Below are 21,750 nucleotides of genomic sequence, written 5' to 3' on the forward strand. Positions count from 1 at the left end.
TGCAGGCGCTGCTGGTGCTGCGGCGGGCCGGAAGCGAAGGGGTGTCCGCCACCTCCCGGCGCAGAATGGGAGTTCCTACACAACCATTCCCGAGAGGGGCGGACATGAAACAAGAACTGATCGGGCCCACAGCAACTCTTGCCGGAGCAATGCTCTCGAAGATCGAGTTGGAGTACAGCGACTTCACGCGGGGCATCGTTGCCAAGACGTTCGAAGACGCTTACTACGCACTGCTGGAAGGTATTCAGCGCGTGGACACTGCAGAAGAAGCCCGGCGTGCGGCGCAGGCGCACCCCCCCTCCCAAGACGGAAGCTGACGGGCGCGGGCAACCTTCCCATACGTGCGTCCTTCTGCGCTGCAGGGTCACAAAGAAGGCCGACCCTCGGCCCCAACTCTTCCCCGAAAACCTTTTGCTCGTCGGCTGGGCACCGCCAAGGCGGTACGGCTTAGGCATGGCCGGGCTCCCCTTGGGTCTCGGCGGCTTGCAGCGACTGGGGGGGCGTCGGCTCATACTCGGGCCAGATGTCCTTCCACTCGTCCGGATACCAAACATGACGAGGCACCTGCCCCAAGGTCACCTGCTCGATTGCCACAGCAGTTTTTGGCTTGGGCCTTCGCACCCCGTCGCGCCAATGTCGGATCTGGGTATCCTGCTTCGCGCCGACCCGCGATCTCAGTTCCGTGATCGAAAGTGCTCCCTGGGCTTCCAGGTACCGCCGTAGTTCGTCGCATGGCTTGAATGTGGTCATGCGGCGATTCTATATCTTTTGATACTTTTCAAGTATCTTTTGATATGCTCACAAAACAATAGCGTTCGATACTGACGCAATAAGCTTCACCGGATGAACACCGACGCACTCAACAACTTTCGGCGTGAGAGGCTGGACGCCCTTGCTACCCACATGGGCGGACGTGCTGCCCTTGGGCGAGCTCTGGGATACAAGGACGGCGGCTATATCAATCACATGGTCAACGGCCTTCGACCGATTACAGAGAAGACCATTGCTATGTGCGAGGAGCTTCCAGGCGCGACCGGTTGGTTTAGTGACACCAAGTATCAGGAGCGGGCCCTATCCAGAGAGGTGGTCGCAGCCATCGCGAAGCTGGAGCCTGCGGAGGTGCGACGTATCGAAAACTTGCTAAGAGGAATGCTGGATATCCCACAACTGCGTAGCCCACAATAGTCTCGCGCTATTAATTTTTTCAAATTGACAAATCGGACACTCACGGGAATACTGTACATAACAACAGTACACATGAGGCCCGTGTGATCACCGCTCAAACCGCACCACCACCACTCAACGGCGACCAAACAAAAGCGTTCCATCATTTCGGAGGCGGGCTTCTGAGCATCTCCACCCTCCAAGAGCAGGAAGCTTTTGCAAGAGGGCGCATCGAAGCTGCGGCCGATCTCGTGGAGCTGTGTGCAAGCGCACTCGGGCCCGAGCAGTGCCGCTTTCAAGGGGTTTTGATGCTTGCCCATAGCATGTTGCACGAGGCAAACAACGCCTTTCCTTCCGGGCAAAACAGGTAGAGAGCAAACGCTGCTTGAGCATCCATTGATGCCTAGCAGCTTTTTTTTGCTCCAACAAAGTATCTTTTGATATTGCTTCAATCAATATCTTTTGATACATTACATCCCAACGACCCAGCCACCTGCTCCCAAGCAGGCCAAAGCTGCAAGTCGCCAGGGACACAGTCCCGGGGCGCCCGGATGCAAGCCAATCCTCCGGTGAGGGTGGAACCCAAGAGCAAGAAAAACCAGCGGCGTGGGTGCGTCGCGATTGGGCCCGCAAGGGTCCAAACCTCAGCGTCTTCCGAGAGGGTGCTGAGGTTTGATCAAGGAGCAAAAGATGAAGGAACCACTGTCCGTCCAGATCGCGCAACTGACCATGAAGCGCGAGCAAAACAAGGTGGAGCTGTTCGAGAAGGAGGCGCTGCGATTGCGCAATAAGGAGCTGTTCTTCGTGCACGGCGAATCCACACCAGCGCCGGAGCGCATTGCGCTGGACAGCGAGATCGCGCACCTCGAAGCCGATCGGCAGCGCACCAAGGTGGAGCTGCTGAAGCTGAAAAGACAGGCGCAGGAGATGCGCGAAACGAAGTTGGTGGCCCTGCTGATTGAAGCACTCAATGCCAACGGTCTCCAGGCGGAAATCGAAAAGGCGCGGGCCGCTGCAGATGACGCCCTGCGGCACGCCCATTTGTTTGAGGCCTACACCGCGCAGATCTGACCACCGCCCGCCCCGAGCGTCATCGGGGCAAACAAAAGAGGCTTCTCGATTCGGGAGGCCTTTTCTGTTTCCGCCACCACCACAGGAGAGACCACCGTGAACCACCCCCTGGACAAGATCGCCATTGCGTCTGGCACCGCGCCCAAAATCGGCCAGCAGGACAGCGTGCCGAAAGGTATGGGCGCCCTCGCAGACTTCACCCCCAAAGTTGCCCAGAGCGCCACAGCAACCGCCATGGCTGGCGCCAAGGAGCAGGCCGAGCAGGTGCAGGTCACGCTGCAGCGCCTGGGCAAACGCCTCGCGCCGGTGCTCGGCCCGGCTGCCGGGCAGACAGGCGGCGACTGCGGTCAGGGCAGCCAGAAGGCGAATGCCGCGCCGCTGGTCTCCCAGATCGACGCGCTCACCCATGTGCTGCGTCTGGTGCAGACCGAGCTGCAGGACCTGGAGCGGCGCCTGGCGCTGTGATGGGGATGAAGGCGCCATCAGAACGCAAGGTTGACCGGCACGGATCTGGGCGAGAGCACATCAAGTCGATGATCCGCTTCCCTCCGGAGATCTACGAGCCCCTATGGAACTCGGCTCAGAACGAGGGCCGCAGCTTCAACGCGGAAATCCTGCACCGTCTTGCCCAGACCCTGGGCGAGGACTTCGCCGCAGAGCAGCCAGCTGCGCAGCCGGTGCCGGCTGAGATGCTGTCGCAGATGCGCGTGCAGACCGACTACATGTGCGAGCTCTTGGAGTTGGCGCGCGACGCCGCCAATCCCGATTGAGCGGATTGACAGCGAGATCAAAACGTCCCGGCCAACTGCCGGGGCCATCACAGATAGGGAATGCGCGGGCGACGCGCGGGGAATGGGAACAACCGGAGCGACAGACTTCCTAGGCCGTACCCGCGAGGGCCAGGCGGCTGCCATGAAAAACAGCGCTCGCTTCTATGCCGGGATCGCATCCGGCCCTTATCTGTGATGGCCAATCGTGACGGGTAGTTGCCCACCCGCAAGCGGTGAGAGTCCGCCAAACCGTTGTAGAGGGAAAGCCGGGGCGAATACGGCAGGCCATCTTCATTTCCGACTGCGATACGATGCCCGCCATATCAATCACAACAAGAGAGGGGCATTCAATGCTGAGGCTCATTGTTTACGTGCTGATCGCGGTGGCGGCCTGGAAGGCATACACGTCATATCAGGCCAAGACTGGCGGCCTATCGCCCACCCTGCTGCTGACGGAGCCACGGCCTCGCAGCATCAACGTGGGCAGCAGCACCTCCAGCGCGCCCAAATACACCTGCGACGGGCGCACGCACTGCTCGCAGATGACCTCCTGCGAGGAGGCCAAATTCTTCTTGCGCAATTGCCCCAACACGAAGATGGATGGCGACAACGATGGCATCCCTTGCGAGCGTCAACTCTGCAACTGATGCCAACGATCTTTTACCTCCCGTACATGTTTTCCTGATCATGTCCGGGCCATACTGACTTCAACAGTTTCACGCCGAGCCTGGGTTCCTCCTCCCTCCCTCTCTAATTCCCAGGCACGCCTTCAAGGCATCGGCACTTTGCACCAAGGCCCGCAGCTTCAACGCTCGCGGGCCTTTTCTTTTGCGGCCCGGGATGCCACCCGCACCGCAAAAACAAAAACCCGCCGAGGCGGGTTCTTGGTTTCAGCAATTGCCCTTCTTGGCTTGGCCAGGCGGGCATCCGTGGGGATGGCTCTTGTACCCGCCGCGGTAGCCATCGTCATACACAGCACAGCCGCCGAGAACAAAGGCCGCAACGGCCATGGCGAAAGCGATTTTCATGCGGGCGCCTTTCATAGAGTTGTGGCCGGCAGTCTATGTCGAGCACCGACAGGCCTCTGTAAACCATTGTTCCGCAGCCCGTAGAGGGCTGTTTTCTTTTGGAGAACCGTCATGCTGATGACCGCCAACCCCTGCGCGGATGCGGAGCGCTGGGAGAACGAGATGGACCGCCGCGCCGCTGCGGCTGATGAAGACAGGGCCCGCGCAATGCAGAAGCTGCAGCGCGCGGCGGCGTTCATGACGCCGGTCGACTGGTTCCACGAGCGCATGCCCGGCCCGTTCGGACTGCCTATGTCGTTCGACGAGATGCTGGCTGAGGCCATCGCCGATGGTGACCACGACAGCATCACGGCGCTCGGCGCGCTGATGGTCAGCCAGCCGGCCCTGCAGCTGCGCACCGCCGTCATGGTCCACATCGCCAACCGCTATCCGGAGGGCATCAATGCTGCCTGATACCCGCCCTCCGATACAGCTCCAGCAGCTGCCTCGCCGCAAGAAGCCCGCCATCAAGCGGGCTTCGCTGCTTCTGGGCCTTGTCCTGGGGCTGATTGGCCTTGTGCTGACCATGTCCGGCTGCAGCGCTGCGGACGCAGCACAGGACAGCGCTAGCCCCGCCGACCTGAAGCGCGCTGCCGCTGGAGCTTGGCTCTGCCCGGGTATGCATGCGCAGTGGCTCAGCGACACCCAAGTTCAATGTTTGAAGGAGCGGCCATGAGCCAAACCCTGACCTACCAACAGTTGCAGGAGCAGCGCGACGAGCTGGCCCAAATGGTGCGCGAAGCCTGCCAAAAGCTGGACCGCTGCCTGCCAGCCGGCGGCCAGTTCTGGCTGAAGCGCGTGAACGAGATGCTGCCGCAGGAGAACGCTGAAGCATGAACGCCCTCCTCCACCTCTTCCTCTGGCTCGGCCTGAGCGCAATCAGCGCCGGCCTGGCCGCCCTCACTTCCGGCGCCTTCTGAGCGCCGTTTTCATTTCCACCATAGAGGTATTCATGAACAGCCTTGTCACCCAGGCCAGCGGCGGCCAGCTGCGCGCCGCCACCCAATTCGACCTGAGCCCACAGAACTTCGAGCAGGCCCTCACCTTCTCCAACTACCTCGCCGAGAGCGACATGGTGCCCAAGGATTTCAAGGGCAAGCCAGGCAACTGCCTGATCGCCATGCAATGGGGCGCGGAGCTGGGGCTGAAGCCGCTGCAGTCTCTGCAGAACCTCGCCGTGATCAACGGCCGGCCTGCGCTCTGGGGCGATGCCGTCATTGCACTGGTGCTGGCCAGCCCGGTCTGCGAGTACGTCAACGAGGACGACGACGGCAAGACTGCCTACTGCCGCGTGAAGCGCAAGGGTGGCGTCGAGCAGGTCCGCAGCTTCAGCATGGACGACGCCATCAAGGCCGGCTTGGCCGGAAAGCAGGGCCCGTGGTCGCAGTACCCCAAGCGCATGCGCCAGATGCGCGCCCGGGCTTTCGCGCTGCGCGACGTGTTCCCGGACGTGCTGCGCGGCATGCCCGTGGCTGAAGAACTGCAGGACATGGCCAACTCTGCGCCGCCGCCCGGCGAGCGCCACATGGGCGATGCGGAAGTCGTGCAGCCCGAATGGCCCGCCGACCGCTGGGCCACCGGCCTGCCCAAATGGGTAGACGGCATTGTGAAGGGCAAGCCCATCGCCGACGTGCTGGCCTGGCTGAGCAGCAAGGGCAAGGTCACGCCAGAGCAGGAGAAGCAGCTGCGCGACGAGGTCCAGAAGCGCCAGACCGCCAGCGCGACGCCTGCAGGTGCTGCAGCAGAGGCTGCCGCCCCGGTCGCTGACGCTGACGGCGCGATGGTGGTGGACGCGGCCAAGCTGGAGCAGGACCTGAAGGATGCGGCCGACCTGGACGCGCTCTACAAGCACGGTTCCCTGCTGGACGCCGTGGAAGACCTGGCCGAACGCCAGCGCCTCACCGAAATCTTCGAGGCCCGCGTGGCCGAACTGGAGGGATGACATGCAGATCGTGAACCTCACGCAGGGCTCGCCCGCCTGGCACCAGCACCGGGCCCAGCACTGGAATGCCAGCGATGCGCCGGCCATGATGGGCTGCAGCAGCTACAAGACGCGCAGCGAGTTGGTGCGCGAGCTGGCCACGGGCATCTCGCCAGAGGCAGACGCCGCCACCGAGCGCCGCTTCTCCGACGGCCACCGCTTCGAGGCCCTGGCCCGGCCGCTGGCCGAAGAGATCATCGGCGAAGAGCTTTCACCGTGCGTGGGCACCGAGGGCAAGCTCTCGGCCAGCTTCGACGGCCTCACGTTCATGAACGACACCGCGTTCGAACACAAGAGCCTGAACGACCGCCTGCGCGCGGCCATGGTCGAAGGCTGCACGGGCGCCGACCTGCCGCTGCAGTACCAGGTGCAAATGGAACAGCAGGCCGCCGTGGCCGGCTGCGAGCGCATCCTGTTCATGGCCACAAAGTGGGCGCCCGATGGCACCCTGCTGGAGCAGCTGCACTGCTGGTACACGCCGAACCCTGAGCTGCGCGCCCAGATCCTTGCTGGCTGGGAGCAACTGGCTCTGGAGGTGGCCGCCTATGTGCCGACCGACACTGGCGCCGCGCCCGTGGTGGCCGAGCCCGTGGAAAGCCTGCCAGCCGTGGCCGTCCAGCTGCAGGGCAGCCTGGCCGTGGTGTCCAACCTGGACAAGGTGGCCGTGGCCGTGCGCGCCTTCATCGACGGCATGGTGGCCAAGCCCGCCACCGACCAGGAATTCGCTGACGCCGAGGCCGAGTGCAAGGCGCTCAAGAAGGGTGAGGAAGCGATGAAGGCCGCTGTGGCCAACGCGCTGGCCCAGGTCAGCGACGTGGAAGCCTTCACGCGCACCGCCAACGACCTGGCCGACCTGATGCGCACCACGCGGCTGGCACGCGAGAAGCTGGTGGCAGCCGAGAAGGAATCGCGCAAGGCCCAGATCGTGGCCAGCGCACAGGCCAACCTGGACCAGCACATCGCGGCCCTGAACCAGCAGCGCCTTGGCGCCAACTGGATTCCGCGCGTTGCCGGCGGCTTCGCCGAGGCCATCCGGGGCAAGAAGTCGCTGGACAACATGCGCGACGCCATCGCAGTGGTGCTGACCAACGCCAAGGCCGACGCCAACGCGCTGGCCGGCCGACTGGAAGCCAACCGCCAGCACCTGCGCCAGGAAGACGGTGACTGGATCGCGCTGTTCGCTGACTTCGCGGCGGTGGGCGGCAAGGCGCCCGAGGACTTCCAGGCCCTGGCCGCGCTGCGCATCGGGCAGCACCGCCAGGCCGAAGCCAAGCGCCTGGAAGCCGAGCGCGAGCGGATCCGGCAGGAGGAAGAAGCCCGGGCCCAGCGTGCTGCAGCTGCAGAAGCAGCGCGCGTGGCGGCCGAGCAGGCACGCCAGCTCGAAGCCGAGCGTGCACGCATCCGCCAAGAGGAACAGCAGCGCGCAGACGCCGAGGCCCGCGAGAAGCTGGCCCAGGCCAACGCCCAGGCGCAGGCCGGCATCGCCGAAGGCCGCGAGGCCGGCGCGCTGCCCGCGCCGCTGCTGGATGACCTCAGCGCCACGGCCTCCCACGTGCACGACAGCGGCGTGGCAGCGCTGGACACGCAGCAAGCCATCAGCACAGCCCAGGCAAGCAGCGCTGCAGCAGTTCCTGCAGCTGAAGAGCCCGGCGCCACGATAACCCTGGGCCAGCTCAATGCGCAGCTGGAACAGGAAGGCCTGGCCGTCAAGGTCTCGGCCGCCACTCTGGAGCTGCTGGGCCTGCCCTACCGAAAGGAGCGCGGCGCCGTCCTGGTGCTGGTCTCTGACGCCAAGCGCATGGCCCTGAAGTTGGCCCTGGGCTTCGAGAAGTTCGCCCACGCGCTCACCGCGCCTGCTTAATCCCGGGCCCTGCCCACCGCCCCTGTGCCCGCCTTCGCGCGGGCATTGTCTTTACCACATCAGCCGCCTGGCCGAGAAAGCCTGAACATGAACCCCGCCCTCTTCTTCGACACGGAAACCACCGGCCTGCCGCTCTTCAAGGAGCCCAGCGAGCACCCAGAGCAGCCCCACCTGGTGCAGCTGGCCGCCAGCCTTGTGGACCTCGACACCCGCGCGGTGCTCTCCAGCATCGACGTCATCGTCAAGCCCGACGGCTGGACCATCCCTGACGAAGTGGCCGCCATCCACGGCATCACCACCGAGAAAGCGCTGGACCTGGGCGTGCCCGAGGATGTGGCGGTGAGCATGCTGCTGTCGATGTGGGGCGGTCGCATGCGCATGGCCCACAACGAGAGCTTCGACGCCCGCATCCTGCGCATCGCCATCAAGCGTCACATCGATGCGCGCGAGCCGGCCGCTGCCCTGCCCCCATCCGACATCTGGAAGGCCGGCCCCAGCGCATGCACAGCGCTGCTGACCACCCCGATCCGCAAGCTGCCGCCCACCGAGAAGATGCGCGCCGCCGGCATAGGCAAGTTCAAGACACCGAAACTGGCCGAGGCCTACCACCACTTCTTCGGCCGCGACTTCGAGGGCGCACACACCGCTGGTGCTGACGTCGCCGCCTGCATCGCTGTCTATTTCGCTGTCCAGGACCTGAAGACGGCCAAGGCAGCCTGAACCCTGTTTCCACCACCACCGAGGACCACCATGGCCTTTGAACTTGCCGAATCCACGGCCGTCACCATCACCAACGCCAACCCGCGGCGCGAGCTGCACGGCGAAGAGAAGGTGCGCGCAATCGACATCTCGTTCACGCTCACAGGCGAGAACACCCTGCTGGACCTGCTGGAGCCCGGCCTGCGCGAGCACCACTACTGCAACAAGGCGGCCACGGCGGGCCAGGAGGCGCTGCCCGGCGTGCTGATCCCGCTGCCAAACCTGCGGCACCCGCAGCTGCCCCTGCTCTACCACTACGGCAAGGGCCAGAAGTGGCGCGGCTACCGCTTCATCTGGGACTGGGGCATCGAAGACGCGCACGTGGACTTCATGGACGCCGTGCTGACCGGACTGCACTACGAGCTGAGCGAAGGCGGCAGCGTGACGATCAAGGGCACCATCCAATACAACGGCGACGAGCTGCAGGACAACGATGTCTTCGGCGAGCTGTCCGGCCTGGCCGCCGAGGGCGAGATCTACATCAAGCTGCTGGCCCCGGCTGAGCTGCTGCAGGCCAAGAAGGGCTACCGCGCAGGCAAGCCGGACACGCCCGCCAGCCAGCCGGACAACGAGGGCCAGCAGGAGCTGCGCGAGGAAGGCGAGGACGAGCCGCCGACCGACCCGAACCACCCTGTGAACCAGACGCCCGAGGACGCCTTCGCGGCGGCCGTTACCGGCGAACCGGCCTGAACCATCCACTGAACCACCCACGGCGCCCGCGCGGCGCCACGAAAGGAAACCCATGACCGACTACCAGACCCTGCTGGCCCAGAAAGCCACCCTCGACGCCCAGATCGAAGCTGCTCAGGCAGAGGCCAAGGCAGATGCTGTAGCCACCGCTCGCGCCTGGATTGCGCAGCATGGCCTCACCCCATCGGATCTGTTCCCGCCCGCCAAGGGCAAGACCAAGGGCAGCGTGGGCGCCCCGAAGTACCGCGACCCCGCCACCGGCGCGACGTGGACCGGCCGGGGCAAGCCGCCGAACTGGATCAACGGTAAGGACCGCACGCCGTTTCTTATTTAGTTAGATATATAGATCAAAACGAGGTGGACCTTAATGTCTCGCCTCGTTTGCGCTCATATAATCAATAATGTCCAGCTTCAATCCAGCGACTGCGGTCAAAAGCCTATTTTGCTCACACTCATAATCTAACTGCTCAAAAAATCTGGCATCCTCATGATGCGCACTTATGGCATCAGCATAGATTGCAATATTTTTCTGCACGGAAAATAATGTCACCATAAGTTTACTGGGCATCTCCTTATTAAGAAGTGAAATTATCGAAGACTGGAGGTTTTGCAATCTATTTACCGAGGTAGCGCGACTCACATGATATAGAAACTTGCTGGGATTGATAGTGGATACTTTTTTTGATGCATCCCACTCCTCCCTTCCGGCGCGAGCAATTGACTCTACTGCTTGACAAATTCCCAAGCAAATCTCTGCATAATGCAAATCACGCGATGCATCATGTTTCTTTTTTTCGTTCACTTCTTTTTTAAATTGGCTATTGGCGATACTTGAAGCCCCGATTATTGCGCCAATAGAACCAATTGCCTGAACCCAACTTGCAATATTCGAAGAGCTCTTGCCAATAATTTCTGACAGCCCTGCTAGAACAATAATAATTGCGCATGTAGCCAAAATACATACCCAAGCTGCTATCGCTCTATCGAGAGCACTCCATTTCATAACTTCTCCTCAAAATTGGTTGCCGGGAGTCTAGCCGGAACCCGCATGCAACCATCCCGAAGCCGCCCGGCCCTGCCGCGAGCGGCTTTTTTTGGCCCAAATTTCAAGGAATCCTATGCAAACACCCCAATTCATCTTGGGCCTTGAAGACGAGCTTGTCGTAGACGAGTTCGCCTGCGGCGGCGGCATGTCCGAAGGCATCGAGCAGGCAATTGGCCGCCATGTGGATATCGCCGTCAACCACGACAGCGATGCGTGCAGCATGCACGAGGCGAACCACCCCCAGACCGAGCACTACCGCAAGGACGTGTTTGAGGTCTGCCCGCGCAAGGCTACGCGCGGCCGGCCCGTGGGCCTGCTGCACATGTCGCCAGACTGCACCCATCACAGCCAGGCGCGCGGCGGCCAGCCTCGTTCCAAGAAGCTGCGCGGCTTGGCCTGGATCGGCGTGCGCTGGGCAGGCATGAAGCGCCCGCGCATCATCACGCTGGAGAATGTCAAGCAGATCCTGCTGTGGGGACCGCTCATTGCGAAGCGCTGCCCCAAGACGCGCCGCGTCGTGAAGCTGGACGCCTCCGTGGCCGCGCCCGGCGAACGCGTGCCTGTGCACGAGCAGCATCTGGTGCCCGATCCCAAGCATGTCGGCCGCACCTGGCGAGCGTTCGTGCGGGCGCTGGAGCGCCTGGGCTATGTCGTGGAATGGCGCGTGCTCTGCGCAGCTGACTACGGCGCCCCGACGACGCGCAGCCGTCTGTTCATGGTGGCACGCTGCGACGGCGCGTCCATCCAGTGGCCCGAGCCCACGCACTTCAAGGAGCCCAAGAAGGGCCAGAAGCGCTGGCGGTCGGCCGCCGAGTGCATCGACTGGAGCATCCAGGGCCGCAGCATCTTCGAGCGCGAGAAGCCGCTGGCCGATGCCACGATGCGACGGATTGCCCACGGCATGAAGCGTTACGTGCTGGACAGTGCAGACCCGTTCATCGTGCAGATTGCGAACTGGTCTCGGCATGGGCTGTCCAGCGCAAAAGACCCGCTGTCCACTGTCACGGCTTGGCCACGTGGTGGATCGCATGCGGTTGCTGCCCCTGTGATGGTGCAAGCCGGCCACGGCCAGGGCACCCCGGACGCGCCACGCTGGAGCTACGGCTCCAAGGACGTACACCAGCCTGTGGGCACAGTGACGGCCAGCGGCGGCGGCCAGGCGCTGGCCGTGGGCACCATGGTGCAGATGGGCTACGGCGAGCGCGAGGGCCAGGCTCCGCGCGCGCTGGACCTGGAGCAGCCCATGGGCACCGTGGTGGGCGCTGGCAAGTTCGCGGCTGTGGCCGCATTTGTCGAACAGGCGAATGGCGGATTCAATGCCACGCCGGCCCACGATGCGCGCTCGCCGATGACCACGAGCACGGCCAGCGGATCGCAGCAGCGCGTCGTCACTGCTCACCTGACCACGCTGCGCAAGAACTGCATCGGCAAGGAAATGCGAGAGCCAGTGCCTGCCGTGACTGCCGGCGCCGAGCACCACGCGCTGGTCGAGTACCACCTATCGCCCGAGGCAGAGGCCGGCGCGCTGCGCGTGGCTGCATTCCTGATCCGCTACTACGGCCAGGGCGGCCAGCTCGGCGAGCTGCGCGAGCCCATGGCCACCAGCACCACCAAAGACCGGCTGGCACTGGTCACGGTCTGGCTGCGCGGCACGCCCTACGTGGTCGTGGACATCCAGCTGCGCATGCTCACGCCGCGCGAACTCTACAACGCCAACGACTTCCCCCGCACTTATGTCATCGACCGGGGGCACGACGGCCGCGTCTTCTCGAAAACCACCCAGGTGCGCATGTGCGGCAACGCTGTGCCGCCATCGCTTGGCCGGGCCGTCATCGCAGCCAACTGGAACAGCCGAGCAGTGCTGCGGAAGGCTGCATGAGCGTCACCCCGCCCCCGACCTGCCCGTTGCTGCTGCAGCGCGTCCACGGCATCAAGGAGACCTGACCATGGCCAGCAAGAAGCACAAGGATTGGCGCGACGAGCGCGCGCCGCTCCCCCACAACGACGAACCACCCACCTGGCCCGCACCCGCGGGCCTTTTCGCGCCTGGCACCAACCGCAGGCACGCGAGGAACACGCCATGACCAAGAAAGAAAAAATCGAAGCTGCCAGCGGGGGTGATGCGCTGGCCATCGTGACGATGCGCCCCATCTCGATCAGCCTTCAGGAGGCAGCGCGGGCGGTGGATCTGTCCGAGTCGCAGATACAAAAGCTGGTGCAGACCGGCGATTTCCCCAGACCTCGGCAGCTCAGTGCGCGCCGCGTGGGCTTCATCGTTGCAGAGGTGGAGGCCTGGGTGATGTCGCGGCCACCATCCGAGTGCCTGCCGGCGCCAGACAGCGGCTACGGCCGCGCCGGAAAACCTGGCAAGTCCGCCTCACCGCCTGGCTAAGCAGGCAGACCCTCAAGCTTGCGCACGGTGTGGTACAGCCTCTTCACCCAGACCTGCTTTTGGGTATCGAAGGTGTGTAGGTTGTAGCTGGCCACCATGACCCCGGGTTTGTGGCCGATGATGGCCTCGCCCACATCCTCCGGGCAATCAATTGCGCTGAGCAGCGTGCGCGCAGTGCGCCGCAAGGCATGGGGCGACCAATCCACCACAGGACAGATCAGGCCATCGCCGGCACGCCGCTTGGCCTTGGCGGACTCCGGCATCAACGAATAGACGTAGCTGGAGAACGTGTTGCGGTGGTACGGCCGGAACTTCCCACCCCGGCCCGTGAAGAACAACCATCCCTCCCATGCTCCGGCTACGCGGCGCTGCACGATCTCCAGCGCTTCACCGAACAGCGGAACACGGTGGTCCACAGTGTCTGCATCCCGTTCCATCTTGAGCAGGTGGGCGGGGAACGTGATCCACCAGCCATCCTCCTCCTGCGCCACGTACTCAGTGCGCAATGCAAAAATCTCGACACCCCGCATGCCGGTGTAGAGGTACAGCAGCAGCCCATCCAGCGCGCTCTGCGACATATTGGCCCGGGCCCAGGGCAGGAGCTTGCGCAGCTCCGCCTGAGACAGCACCCGGCGCCGAAACCCCACATGCTCCCCCCCGACGATTTTCCCCTTTGAACGCAGTTGGCCCTTGAGAAGGCTACGCCACCAGTTCGGCGCCGCGCCATCGATCTTCCCTGCATCGAGCCCCCAATCCCACGCCTGCCCCAGCAGTGCCCGTAGCTTCTTGGCTGCCGCAGGAAGGTCTCGCCGCTTGTCGAGCACGTCGTAGGCTTGGGCGCGGGTCACGTCACGCGGCGCTGTCCTCGCAAGCTCCGGCTCCTCATCCAGCGTTCGCTCCAAAGCGCTCCAAGCCCGGGCCGCGCCCTCGGCTTGACGCAGCCCCGCCAGGTGATCGCGGAAGCCTTCCAGCAGCGCACGCACGGTTGTCGCCACTGCTGGGCCGTTCTTGGCCATGGTTGCTTGGCGACGCGCTGCAACTGGATCAACTCCAGCACTGCGGCCATCGCGCTTTTCTCCCCAAGCCGAAACGGCTTCAGCCAGCGACATCTCCGGCCAATGGCCGAGCCTGACCTGCTTCATGAGGCCAGCAGAATCCTTGTAGCGATAGGTCCAGGTTTTGCGCGATTGGGACGCGACCAATCGCAATCCATCACACCCCTGGACTAGCAGATGCGAGCCTGGCTGAAGCTGCTTTGCGGACCGTGAATCGAATAGCACTAGAATCCCCCCAGAGTCATGGCGTAGGTTTGATTGCCAAAGGCGTAGGGAGCAAAAACCTACGCCAAAACCTACGCCAAAGTCCTAAGTGTAGATAGATTTCGTTGGATGCTAAGTTGAAGTTTTGCGGCAAGAACGGCGCGAGATTTCGAAGAAAAACAAGCACTTAGCAAAGAAATCCGTGCTTTGACAATGACTTAGCCAAAGCGGGCGTCGTTCAATGGCAGGACCTGAGCTTCCCAAGCTCATGATGAGGGTTCGATTCCCTTCGCCCGCTCCAGATTTCCTGGAGCAAAGTCCATCAGTCCCGGATACACATCCGCCACTGATATCCCACGGACCGCCTTCCGCGCGGGCCCGATCTCTCCCGCCTCCGACCTCTCTCCCGCTTTTCTCCGCGACATTTTTTCGCTCCTCCGCGACGGATCCGTGCTGCCCGCGCGTTGAACGCAATAAGGCCGCCTGATGTGGCCGATGCAGGAGTCTTTCATGTCCTCATTGCGTTTGACTGTTCGCCGCGCCGTCCGTCCGCTTGCGCTGGCGCTTGCCGCCGGCAGCCTGGCCGCGCTGGCCGGCTGCGTGGTAGCGCCCGTGGCGCCCGGGCCCTATGTGGTGCCGCCGGGCGTCGCCTATGTGGCGCCTGCCTATCCGATGCCCAGCGTCGGCTTCGTGTGGCAATACCACCCACGCTATGGCTGGGGCTGGCACCATCCGGTCTACGGCTGGCATCGCGGCTGGCGTTGAGCCGCGCGACACTGGCTGACCCCGCCACTACACCGATGCCCTTTGGCTGAAATCGATGACCCGGATGCCGACCTGCTGGCGAGACTGGCCCGCGGTGAGCCGCAGGCCGCCCGCGAACTGGTGGAGCGCAAGCTGCCACGCATGCTGGGTCTGGCCCAGCGCCTGCTGGGCAGCCGGGCAGAGGCTGAAGAGGTGGCGCAGGAAGGCCTGGTGCGCGCCTGGCAGCAGGTGGGCCACTGGCGGCCGGGGCAGGCCCGCTTCGACACCTGGCTGCATGAGGTGGTGCTCAACCTGTGCCGCGACCGGCTCCGCCGGCGCGCGGTGCGGCGCGAAGAAGCGCTGGACGAGCACGCCGAAGCCGCCGCCTTCGCCGACCCCGGGCCCACACCGGAGCAGCAGCTGGACCACGCGCAGCACAGCGCCCGAGTCGCCGCTGCCCTGGATGCACTGCCGCCGCGCCAGCGCGAGGCGCTGGTGCTGCACTACTACCAGGCGCTGCCCCAGGCCGAGGCGGCAGCACTCATGGGCGTCTCCGTGGATGCCCTGGAAAGCCTGCTGGCCCGTGCGCGGCGCAGCTTGCGCGCCCGCCTGCAGGACGCAAGCACGAGCACAATCGCCGCACCCGCAGAACCTGGAGGATCACCACCATGACGCCAGATCGCTTTGAACAATTGGCCGACGCCTGGGGCGCCGACCTGCGGCGCTGGCCGGCACAGGAGCAGGCTGCGGCACGCGCGCTGATGGAACAGCCGACCTTTGCGCCTGCGGCCCGGGCCTTGCTCGCCCGTGCAAACGAACTCGACACGCTGCTGGGCAGCCATGCCGTCGCGCCCCCCAGCGCAGCGCTGGCAAGCGCGGTGCTGGCCGGCTTGAAAGCTCGCCCAGGCATGGCGACTGCGCCCGGCCAACCATCGCCGCATGCATGGCCGCAGCCCCGTGGTACTGCGCCCGCACGGCCGGTGCGTGCCAGCGGCCGCAAGCCCTGGCATGGCTGGTGGTCCGGCGCCAGCATCGCCGGTGCGGGCCTGGCCGGTGTGGCCGCAGGCGCTCTGGCCGTGGCCTTGCTGATAGGCACGGCCTTGCCCACGGCCCGGCCGGCACAGTCCGAAGGCGGCTGGTGGCCCGGCACCGCCTTCGACACGGGCGGCGCCTTGGTGGAAGGAAGCGAGGAATGACGATGAACGAATCCCCCGTCGGCGATGCCCCCCGCACGACGCACCTGCGCCGCTGGCTGTGGGCCTCTGCCCTGCTGAATCTGTTTCTGGTGGGCGGCATTGCCGGTGGCACCTGGCGCTGGTGGGCACACCAGGCCGAGGCCAGGTCGATGGCCACATCCACGCAGACAGGAACACCCACCGGAGCACCGGCAGGCAGCCCCCCGGCCACTGCGCGCGGACTGCGCTTTGCCGCAGACGGCCTACCGCCCGAGCGGCGCCAGGCTTTCCGCACAGGACTGCGTGAAGTGCGGCGCGAGGCTGCTGCGCTGACCCAAGGCAGCCGCGAAGGCCGCGCCGAGGTGGTTCGACTGCTGGCTGCGCCGCAGTTCGACCGCGCTGCCGTCGAGGCTGCATTGGCACGCACCCGGGCCGCCGACACGGCGGTGCGCGAGCGCGTGGAGGCGCACGTGGTCGACTTCGCGGCCCAGCTCACGCCGGCCGAGCGACAGACACTGGTGCAGGGGCTGGCAGCGCAGCAAGGCCCCTTCCATGTGCCCGCATCTCCGGCCAGGCGCTGAGTAGCGCAGGACACGCCCGCCGCGCCCGCCGCGCCCGCGATTTTTCGAGGTGAAGCCATGAATTCTGCCGCCATCGCCTTGAACCGCTTCGGCCTGGGCGCCCGCCCTGACGACGCACTGCCCGCCGACCCGCAGCGCTGGCTGCTGGACCAGTTCGCGCGCTACCAGCCACAGCCCCCTGCCTGGGCCGGTCACACGGACACGGACGCGCTGCTGTCCGACTACCAGTCCCGGCAGCGCGAGCTGCGCAGCCTGCCTGAAGACCAGCGCGCCGCCGCCCGCCAGCAGTTGCGCCGTGGCGCACGCAACGACTATCTGGACGCAGTGAACGCGCGCCTGGCCAGCGCCATCGACACACCCGCGCCGTTTGTGGAACGCCTGGTGCATTTCTGGTCGAACCACTTCGCGGTCTCGGTGGAAAAGCCCGTGGTGCTCGACCTGGCCGGCGCCTACGAGGCCGAGGCCATACGCCCGCACGTGCTGGGCCGATTCGAGGACCTGCTGCTTGCCGCCGTGCGCCACCCGGCCATGCTGGTCTATCTGGACCAGGCCCAGTCGGTGGGACCCGCCAGCCCCGCTGCACAGCGCGCCGCCCGGCGCAACCCGGACAAGACACGCGGCCTGAACGAAAACCTGGCGCGGGAAATCATGGAGCTGCACACCCTGGGCGTGCGCAGCGGCTACACCCAGCAGGACGTGACCGAGTTCGCCCGCGCGCTCACCGGCTGGAGCCTGGGCAATGACGCAGGCAGCCCGGCCGCCAGCACCGGCTTCCAGTACCGCCCGGCATTGCACGAGCCCGGACCGCGCCGCCTGCTGGGCCGCAGCTATGCCGCAGGCGGGCAGGAGCAGGCGCTGGCCATCCTGCGCGACCTGGCGGCCTCCCCCGCTACTGCGCTCCATGTCGCGACCAAGCTGGCACGGCACTTCGTCGCCGACGATCCGCCGCCCGCGCTGGTGCAGCGCCTTTCGGCCGCCTACCAGCGCAGCGGCGGGGACCTGCCAGCTGTCTACCGCACGCTGATCGATTCGCCAGAACCCTGGGCCGCGCCAGCCACGAAGTTCAAGACACCCTGGGAATGGACCGTCTCCTCAATGCGCGCACTGGGCCGGCGCGAGTTGAAGGGTGCTCAGGCCGCCGGCCTGCTCAACCAGCTCGGCCAGCCGGTGTGGCGCCCCGGCTCGCCGGCCGGCTACGACGACATCGCCGCCAGCTGGGCTGCGCCCGATGCGCTGGTGCGCCGTGTCGAGCTGGCGCAGCGGCTCGCAGCCCAGGCCGGCAACAGCGTCGATGCGCGCGCGCTGGCACCCCGATTGCTGCCCGGCGATGCACTGGGCGCGGGCACGGCCGAGGCCATTGCCCGATCCGAAAGCGGCAGCGGCGCACTCGCGCTGCTGCTGGTCTCGCCCGACTTCCTGCGCAGGTGAACACCATGACCACGATCCATACGACCGCCACGAACATCGCGGCCACCACGATGGCCAGGCGCAATCGCCGACATTTCCTGGGCCTGCTGGCCGCAGGAACCGGGCTGGCACTGGCCGCGCCCCACCTGGCGCTGGCGCGTGCTGCCACCGAGCGCCGCTTCGTGTTCATCATCCAGCGCGGCGCGGCCGACGGGCTGGAGACCCTGATTCCCTATGCCGACCCCGGCTACGCCCGGCTGCGCGGCGCCATCGCCGTGGACACGGCTGCGGCCACGCGGCTGGACGGCATGTTCGCGCTGCATCCCTCATTGGCCGAGACCGGCAGGCTCTACGCCCAGGGCCAAGCGCTGTTCGTGCACGCGGTCGCATCGCCCTACAGTGACCGCTCGCATTTCGACGGCCAGAACGTGCTGGAAACCGGAGGCAGCGCGCCCTACCAGGTCAAGGATGGCTGGCTCAACCGCCTGGTCGCCCAGTTGCCGCACCGGCAAGAGGCCATTGCCTTCGCGCCCACCGTGCCCATGGCGCTGCGCGGGCCGGCGGAAGTGACCTCCTACGCGCCTTCCTCCCTGCCCCAGGCCAGTGACGACCTGCTGCTGCGCGTGGCCAGGCTCTACGAGGGCGATGCGCAGCTGCATGCTCTCTGGACTTCCGCCATGGACACGCGCGGCGTGGCCATGGACAGTGGCAACAACCGGCCGCGCCTGGATGGCGCCAGCCTGGGCAAGCTGGCAGCCGGCTTTCTTGCCCGACAGGACGGGCCGCGCATCGCCATGATCGAAACCGGCGGCTGGGACACGCACAGTGCACAAAACAACCGGCTGGCAGCCCAGCTCAAGAACCTCGATGCACTGATTGCGGCGCTGCATGACGGCCTCGGCGATGCCTGGTCGCAGACCGTGGTGCTGGTGGCCACCGAGTTCGGCCGCACGGCTGCGGCCAACGGCACTGGTGGCACCGACCACGGAACAGGCGCCGTCGCCATGCTGATGGGCGGCGCGGTTCAGGGCGGCCGCGTGCTGGCCGACTGGCCTGGCCTGCAGCCCGGCCAGCTATTGGAGAACCGGGATCTGAAACCGACCACCAGCGTCGATGCGCTGATTGCCTCGGCAGCCGGCGAATGCTTTGGCATCGACCCGCAGCGGCTGGCGCGCAACCTGTTCCCCCAAGGCCATGCCCTGCCAGGCGGTGCCCCGGCGCGGTCGCTGCCGCCATTGCTGAGAGCCTGAACGCGGGCCGCACGCCAACATGAAAAAGGGCCGGCGCCTCAAGGCGGCCGGCCCTTGTGTCATGTGCGCAAGATCTGGCGAGATCTGACCGGCGGCCGCGCAGTGGCTGCTCAGTGGCCGATCTCACGGCTGACCTGGTTCTCCTGCTGGTTCAGCACATGCTGCTCGCTGCGCGTGATATGACCGCCGTTCTGGCTGGCCATGAGGCGTTCTTCCTGCCGGATCTTGTGGTCCTGATGGTGCAGCGCAGCCGCCTGGCCATGGCTGATCTCGCCCTTGCGCACCTCGTTGTGGATGCGGCGGTCCTGGTTGGCCAGGCGGCCGTTGACCTCGGCACGGCGCGGATGGGCCTGGTCCCAGGTGGCGGCGGATGCGGCGCTGCCGAGGCCGGCCAACGAAGCAGTGGCAATGACGAGCATGAAGGCTTTGCGCAGGGACATGGTGTTTCTCCTTGAAAGGATGTGGACGGACGTTGCTTGCAGAAAGCCGATGTCGGCTTGCCACATCACTTCAACGCATGGCCAAGGCCAATCCGTCGCGGATCAAGCAAGTCCATCGTCCATCCGGGGCCGCGCACGCTACATTGGCAAGCACCGTATCCGTCCCACCTCACCAGACAGCATGCTGCACACCCTCTCTTGCGAGAACACCACCGAAGACATCCAGCTGAGCGCCGTGCGTGTGCGGGGCATAAGCGTCTGCGATGGCATCGCACGGATGCACATGGATCTCGAAGCCCGGGGCTCGCCCGATGCACTGGACGTGATGCACCACTTCTTCAATTACTTCTGGCTCAGCGACCTGGACCTGCCCTATCTCGCCGCGCTTCTGGATCTGCGCAATCCTCAGGTGCGCGCCGTCAGCCTGCGTGAGGACGGCTGGGCGCAGATGGAGCCAGGCCAGCGCCAGGTGCGCATCTGCAGTACCTACGGCGATTCACCCTGTGCGCTGATCGCCTGGGAAGAGTTCAGCGCGGCCATGCAGCTCAAGCACCGATTTCTTGGCCTGATGCGGCGGTATGAGGGGCACGGCATCCCTCGCTACAGCGTGTCGGAAGGCTTCAGGGTCCGGCTTCACGCGCCCGGACTTGAGGGGGCCCGCGCACAGGGTCGGTGATCGATGCGGGCCATGCTCGCTCGCATTGCTCAGCTACGGCGCCTCATCCTCCGCGCCCTCGGGCCCTACCCACCAGGCCCAGCTTTCTTCCTCGTCGGGCACGGGCAGTTCGCGGGTCTGCACTGCGTCGATACGGCGCCCGGCGCCACCGGCTTGCCATGCGTTGAGCAAGGCATCGACGGCGGCGCGGTCCACTGCGGCGATGCCCAGGTTGCGATCGGTCTGCCAGGACGGTTCGCCCTCGCGTGGCGAAGCTTCTTCGGCATGCTGGTGGGGCGTGCCGTAGCTGCAGCGCATGCAGTAGTGGCGGATGCTGGCCGTCCAGTCCTCGGCATAGCCGATGCCCGGGGCTTGGGTACCCAGCAATTCCTGCAAGTCCTGCGCATTGGCGCAGGTGATGAAGACCACGAAGGTCTGGAATGCCGAGGGCTCCAGCCGCTGCAGCTCGTTGAAGACCGGCACTTCGCGCTGGCCGTTGAACCGTTGGCCGGTGGAGGCGCCGTCGTGCAGCACGATGTCGCCGAAACGATGGCCGCTTTCGGGCAGCGGCACGTTGAGCAACTGGGCGCGCACGGGGTCGATGCGGCGCATGAACACGGTCTCGCCGCCTTGCCAGGGGTGCAGGCGCACCACGGCCACGCCGTAGTCACCCTCGATGGTGCCCTGCTCGCCGGGCACCTGGATGCCGCAGGCCTTCCACAGCCTGCGCGCCGTGGTCCAGTCGGACAGCGCCGTGGCCGCGATGGCGCCATTCCAGAGGCTGGCTTCATCGTCTTCCCCGGCCAGTGCAATGGCGCGCAGGTTGTGCTCCAGCGATGGCTGCCAATCGCGCTGGTACTTGCGCGCCAGGCCCAGCATGTAGTGGTAGTGGCGGTTGTCCGGCATGTGGGCTGCCAGCGCCTCGAAGGCCTGGGCGGCCTCGGCCAGCGCGCCGCATTCCATGTCGGCATAGGCCTGGTCGTGCAGGGCTTCGAATTCGTCGGATGTGGAGGAAGTCACGGTGCTGCGATGGGGCAAGGCTGGACAGCGCCAGGCGGCTATCGCACGCCGGGCGACGAGCTGCCCATGTCGACTTTCAGGTCCGGGAAGGAACTGACCATCTGGACCTTGAAGTCGGGGAAGGAGGTGACGATCTTCCACTCCCCGCAACTGTCTGCAAAGGAGTCCACCACCTTGACCTTGAGGTCCGGGAAAGAGCTGGTGGCCTGGACCTTGATGTCGGGAAAGGAGTGCACGATCTGGACCTTGCCGTAGAGGCGGATGCCTTTGTAGGTGCAGTTTTTCTTGTCGAAGTCTGCGGCGTGAACGAAGGCCGGCAGTGCGAGACAGGCGAGGACAAGGCTGAAACGCGGCAGAAGTGGCATATGCGACAAGGGAGTGGGTCTTGAGAAACAAGCCAGGCCATAGCTTGCGGCCGC

General features: G+C 65.3%; 30 protein-coding genes and 1 tRNA gene. 25 read left to right on the forward strand and 6 right to left on the reverse strand.

The window, feature by feature from the left end; translation table 11 throughout:
- Window positions 1–104: 104 nt before the first annotated feature.
- A complete protein-coding gene (locus tag BW39_RS09440) occupies window positions 105–317 on the forward strand; it encodes a hypothetical protein (RefSeq protein ID WP_043821338.1) in 213 nt (70 codons plus the stop codon).
- 130 nt (window positions 318–447) lie between these two features.
- Here the strand turns inward: BW39_RS09440 and BW39_RS09445 are convergent, their stop codons facing one another.
- Window positions 448–750: a hypothetical protein gene (locus tag BW39_RS09445; RefSeq protein WP_043821340.1), complete on the reverse strand. Its 303-nt coding sequence runs from the start codon at window positions 748–750 to the stop codon at window positions 448–450.
- A gap of 93 nt (window positions 751–843) precedes the next feature.
- Here BW39_RS09445 and BW39_RS09450 point away from each other — a divergent pair, with 93 nt between their 5' ends.
- From BW39_RS09450 to BW39_RS09505, 13 genes are all read left to right on the forward strand, one after another.
- Entirely contained in the window at window positions 844–1,185 is a 342-nt protein-coding gene (locus BW39_RS09450; RefSeq protein ID WP_043821342.1) for a hypothetical protein, read from the forward strand.
- 83 nt (window positions 1,186–1,268) lie between these two features.
- On the forward strand, window positions 1,269–1,535 hold the full coding sequence (locus BW39_RS30980; protein WP_152547219.1) for a hypothetical protein: 267 nt from the start codon (window positions 1,269–1,271) through the stop codon (window positions 1,533–1,535).
- A 319-nt stretch (window positions 1,536–1,854) separates the two neighbouring features.
- A complete protein-coding gene (locus BW39_RS09455; protein ID WP_152547220.1) occupies window positions 1,855–2,235 on the forward strand; it encodes a hypothetical protein in 381 nt (126 codons plus the stop codon).
- Window positions 2,236–2,331: 96 nt separating this feature from the next.
- Window positions 2,332–2,700, forward strand: a complete 369-nt coding sequence (locus tag BW39_RS09460; protein ID WP_043821347.1) for a hypothetical protein — start codon at window positions 2,332–2,334, stop codon at window positions 2,698–2,700.
- Window positions 2,701–2,768: 68 nt separating this feature from the next.
- Complete coding sequence (locus tag BW39_RS09465; protein ID WP_161786984.1) at window positions 2,769–3,005, forward strand: Arc family DNA-binding protein; 237 nt, start codon at window positions 2,769–2,771, stop codon at window positions 3,003–3,005.
- A 350-nt stretch (window positions 3,006–3,355) separates the two neighbouring features.
- A complete protein-coding gene (locus BW39_RS09470) occupies window positions 3,356–3,652 on the forward strand; it encodes an excalibur calcium-binding domain-containing protein (protein WP_043821350.1) in 297 nt (98 codons plus the stop codon).
- Between the two features lie 492 nt (window positions 3,653–4,144).
- Window positions 4,145–4,486 (forward strand): hypothetical protein, encoded by a 342-nt coding sequence (locus tag BW39_RS09475; protein ID WP_043821352.1) that lies wholly within the window; start codon window positions 4,145–4,147, stop codon window positions 4,484–4,486.
- A gap of 258 nt (window positions 4,487–4,744) precedes the next feature.
- Entirely contained in the window at window positions 4,745–4,909 is a 165-nt protein-coding gene (locus tag BW39_RS31675) for a hypothetical protein (protein WP_185750866.1), read from the forward strand.
- A gap of 115 nt (window positions 4,910–5,024) precedes the next feature.
- Window positions 5,025–6,014, forward strand: a complete 990-nt coding sequence (locus BW39_RS09485) for a recombinase RecT (protein ID WP_043821356.1) — start codon at window positions 5,025–5,027, stop codon at window positions 6,012–6,014.
- Between the two features lies 1 nt (window position 6,015).
- Window positions 6,016–7,914, forward strand: a complete 1,899-nt coding sequence (locus BW39_RS09490) for a YqaJ viral recombinase family protein (protein WP_043821357.1) — start codon at window positions 6,016–6,018, stop codon at window positions 7,912–7,914.
- Window positions 7,915–8,001: 87 nt separating this feature from the next.
- Entirely contained in the window at window positions 8,002–8,634 is a 633-nt protein-coding gene (locus BW39_RS09495; protein ID WP_043821358.1) for a 3'-5' exonuclease, read from the forward strand.
- A gap of 30 nt (window positions 8,635–8,664) precedes the next feature.
- Window positions 8,665–9,363, forward strand: coding sequence for a hypothetical protein (locus BW39_RS09500; RefSeq protein ID WP_043821359.1), 699 nt, complete (start codon window positions 8,665–8,667; stop codon window positions 9,361–9,363).
- A gap of 52 nt (window positions 9,364–9,415) precedes the next feature.
- Window positions 9,416–9,697, forward strand: coding sequence for an H-NS histone family protein (locus BW39_RS09505; RefSeq protein ID WP_043821360.1), 282 nt, complete (start codon window positions 9,416–9,418; stop codon window positions 9,695–9,697).
- 30 nt (window positions 9,698–9,727) lie between these two features.
- On the opposite strand, the gene BW39_RS30985 is transcribed toward BW39_RS09505, so the two are convergent.
- Window positions 9,728–10,366 (reverse strand): hypothetical protein, encoded by a 639-nt coding sequence (locus tag BW39_RS30985; protein ID WP_152547221.1) that lies wholly within the window; start codon window positions 10,364–10,366, stop codon window positions 9,728–9,730.
- Between the two features lie 115 nt (window positions 10,367–10,481).
- Between BW39_RS30985 and BW39_RS09510 the strand changes: the two genes are divergently transcribed.
- The 3 genes from BW39_RS09510 (at window position 10,482) to BW39_RS09515 (ending at window position 12,800) form a co-directional block, all read left to right on the forward strand.
- Complete coding sequence (locus BW39_RS09510; protein ID WP_043821362.1) at window positions 10,482–12,287, forward strand: DNA cytosine methyltransferase; 1,806 nt, start codon at window positions 10,482–10,484, stop codon at window positions 12,285–12,287.
- Window positions 12,288–12,354: 67 nt separating this feature from the next.
- Complete coding sequence (locus BW39_RS31525; RefSeq protein WP_161786985.1) at window positions 12,355–12,492, forward strand: hypothetical protein; 138 nt, start codon at window positions 12,355–12,357, stop codon at window positions 12,490–12,492.
- Window positions 12,489–12,800, forward strand: coding sequence for a helix-turn-helix transcriptional regulator (locus BW39_RS09515; RefSeq protein ID WP_080736915.1), 312 nt, complete (start codon window positions 12,489–12,491; stop codon window positions 12,798–12,800). The genes BW39_RS31525 and BW39_RS09515 overlap by 4 nt, the downstream gene beginning before the upstream one ends.
- Here the strand turns inward: BW39_RS09515 and BW39_RS09520 are convergent.
- Complete coding sequence (locus BW39_RS09520) at window positions 12,797–14,080, reverse strand: tyrosine-type recombinase/integrase (RefSeq protein WP_043821364.1); 1,284 nt, start codon at window positions 14,078–14,080, stop codon at window positions 12,797–12,799. The two genes, BW39_RS09515 and BW39_RS09520, sit on opposite strands and share 4 nt — an antisense overlap.
- 206 nt (window positions 14,081–14,286) lie before the next feature.
- On the opposite strand from BW39_RS09520, the gene BW39_RS09525 reads away from it, so the two are divergent.
- From BW39_RS09525 to BW39_RS09555, 7 genes are all read left to right on the forward strand, one after another.
- Window positions 14,287–14,360 (forward strand) — tRNA-Gly (locus BW39_RS09525).
- Window positions 14,361–14,569: 209 nt separating this feature from the next.
- Complete coding sequence (locus BW39_RS09530) at window positions 14,570–14,824, forward strand: hypothetical protein (RefSeq protein WP_043821406.1); 255 nt, start codon at window positions 14,570–14,572, stop codon at window positions 14,822–14,824.
- A gap of 42 nt (window positions 14,825–14,866) precedes the next feature.
- Window positions 14,867–15,475, forward strand: a complete 609-nt coding sequence (locus tag BW39_RS09535; RefSeq protein WP_043821370.1) for an RNA polymerase sigma factor — start codon at window positions 14,867–14,869, stop codon at window positions 15,473–15,475.
- On the forward strand, window positions 15,472–15,999 hold the full coding sequence (locus BW39_RS09540; RefSeq protein ID WP_013802067.1) for a hypothetical protein: 528 nt from the start codon (window positions 15,472–15,474) through the stop codon (window positions 15,997–15,999). The genes BW39_RS09535 and BW39_RS09540 overlap by 4 nt, the downstream gene beginning before the upstream one ends.
- Before the next feature lie 2 nt (window positions 16,000–16,001).
- Window positions 16,002–16,559, forward strand: a complete 558-nt coding sequence (locus BW39_RS09545) for a periplasmic heavy metal sensor (RefSeq protein WP_442854781.1) — start codon at window positions 16,002–16,004, stop codon at window positions 16,557–16,559.
- Between the two features lie 57 nt (window positions 16,560–16,616).
- Complete coding sequence (locus BW39_RS09550) at window positions 16,617–17,987, forward strand: DUF1800 domain-containing protein (RefSeq protein WP_043821372.1); 1,371 nt, start codon at window positions 16,617–16,619, stop codon at window positions 17,985–17,987.
- A 5-nt stretch (window positions 17,988–17,992) separates the two neighbouring features.
- Window positions 17,993–19,216: a DUF1501 domain-containing protein gene (locus BW39_RS09555; RefSeq protein WP_043821413.1), complete on the forward strand. Its 1,224-nt coding sequence runs from the start codon at window positions 17,993–17,995 to the stop codon at window positions 19,214–19,216.
- 110 nt (window positions 19,217–19,326) lie between these two features.
- Here BW39_RS09555 and BW39_RS09560 read toward each other — a convergent pair whose 3' ends face one another.
- Window positions 19,327–19,656: a hypothetical protein gene (locus BW39_RS09560; protein WP_043821373.1), complete on the reverse strand. Its 330-nt coding sequence runs from the start codon at window positions 19,654–19,656 to the stop codon at window positions 19,327–19,329.
- A 181-nt stretch (window positions 19,657–19,837) separates the two neighbouring features.
- Between BW39_RS09560 and BW39_RS09565 the strand changes: the two genes are divergently transcribed.
- Complete coding sequence (locus BW39_RS09565) at window positions 19,838–20,332, forward strand: hypothetical protein (RefSeq protein WP_043821374.1); 495 nt, start codon at window positions 19,838–19,840, stop codon at window positions 20,330–20,332.
- Between the two features lie 33 nt (window positions 20,333–20,365).
- Here BW39_RS09565 and BW39_RS09570 read toward each other — a convergent pair whose 3' ends face one another.
- Window positions 20,366–21,331, reverse strand: coding sequence for a hypothetical protein (locus BW39_RS09570; RefSeq protein WP_043821375.1), 966 nt, complete (start codon window positions 21,329–21,331; stop codon window positions 20,366–20,368).
- Between the two features lie 38 nt (window positions 21,332–21,369).
- Entirely contained in the window at window positions 21,370–21,696 is a 327-nt protein-coding gene (locus BW39_RS09575; protein WP_225971107.1) for a hypothetical protein, read from the reverse strand.
- Between the last annotated feature and the right edge of the window lie 54 nt (window positions 21,697–21,750).

This window comes from Delftia sp. RIT313 (genome assembly GCF_000632165.1).
Taxonomy (GTDB): domain Bacteria; phylum Pseudomonadota; class Gammaproteobacteria; order Burkholderiales; family Burkholderiaceae_C; genus Comamonas; species Comamonas acidovorans.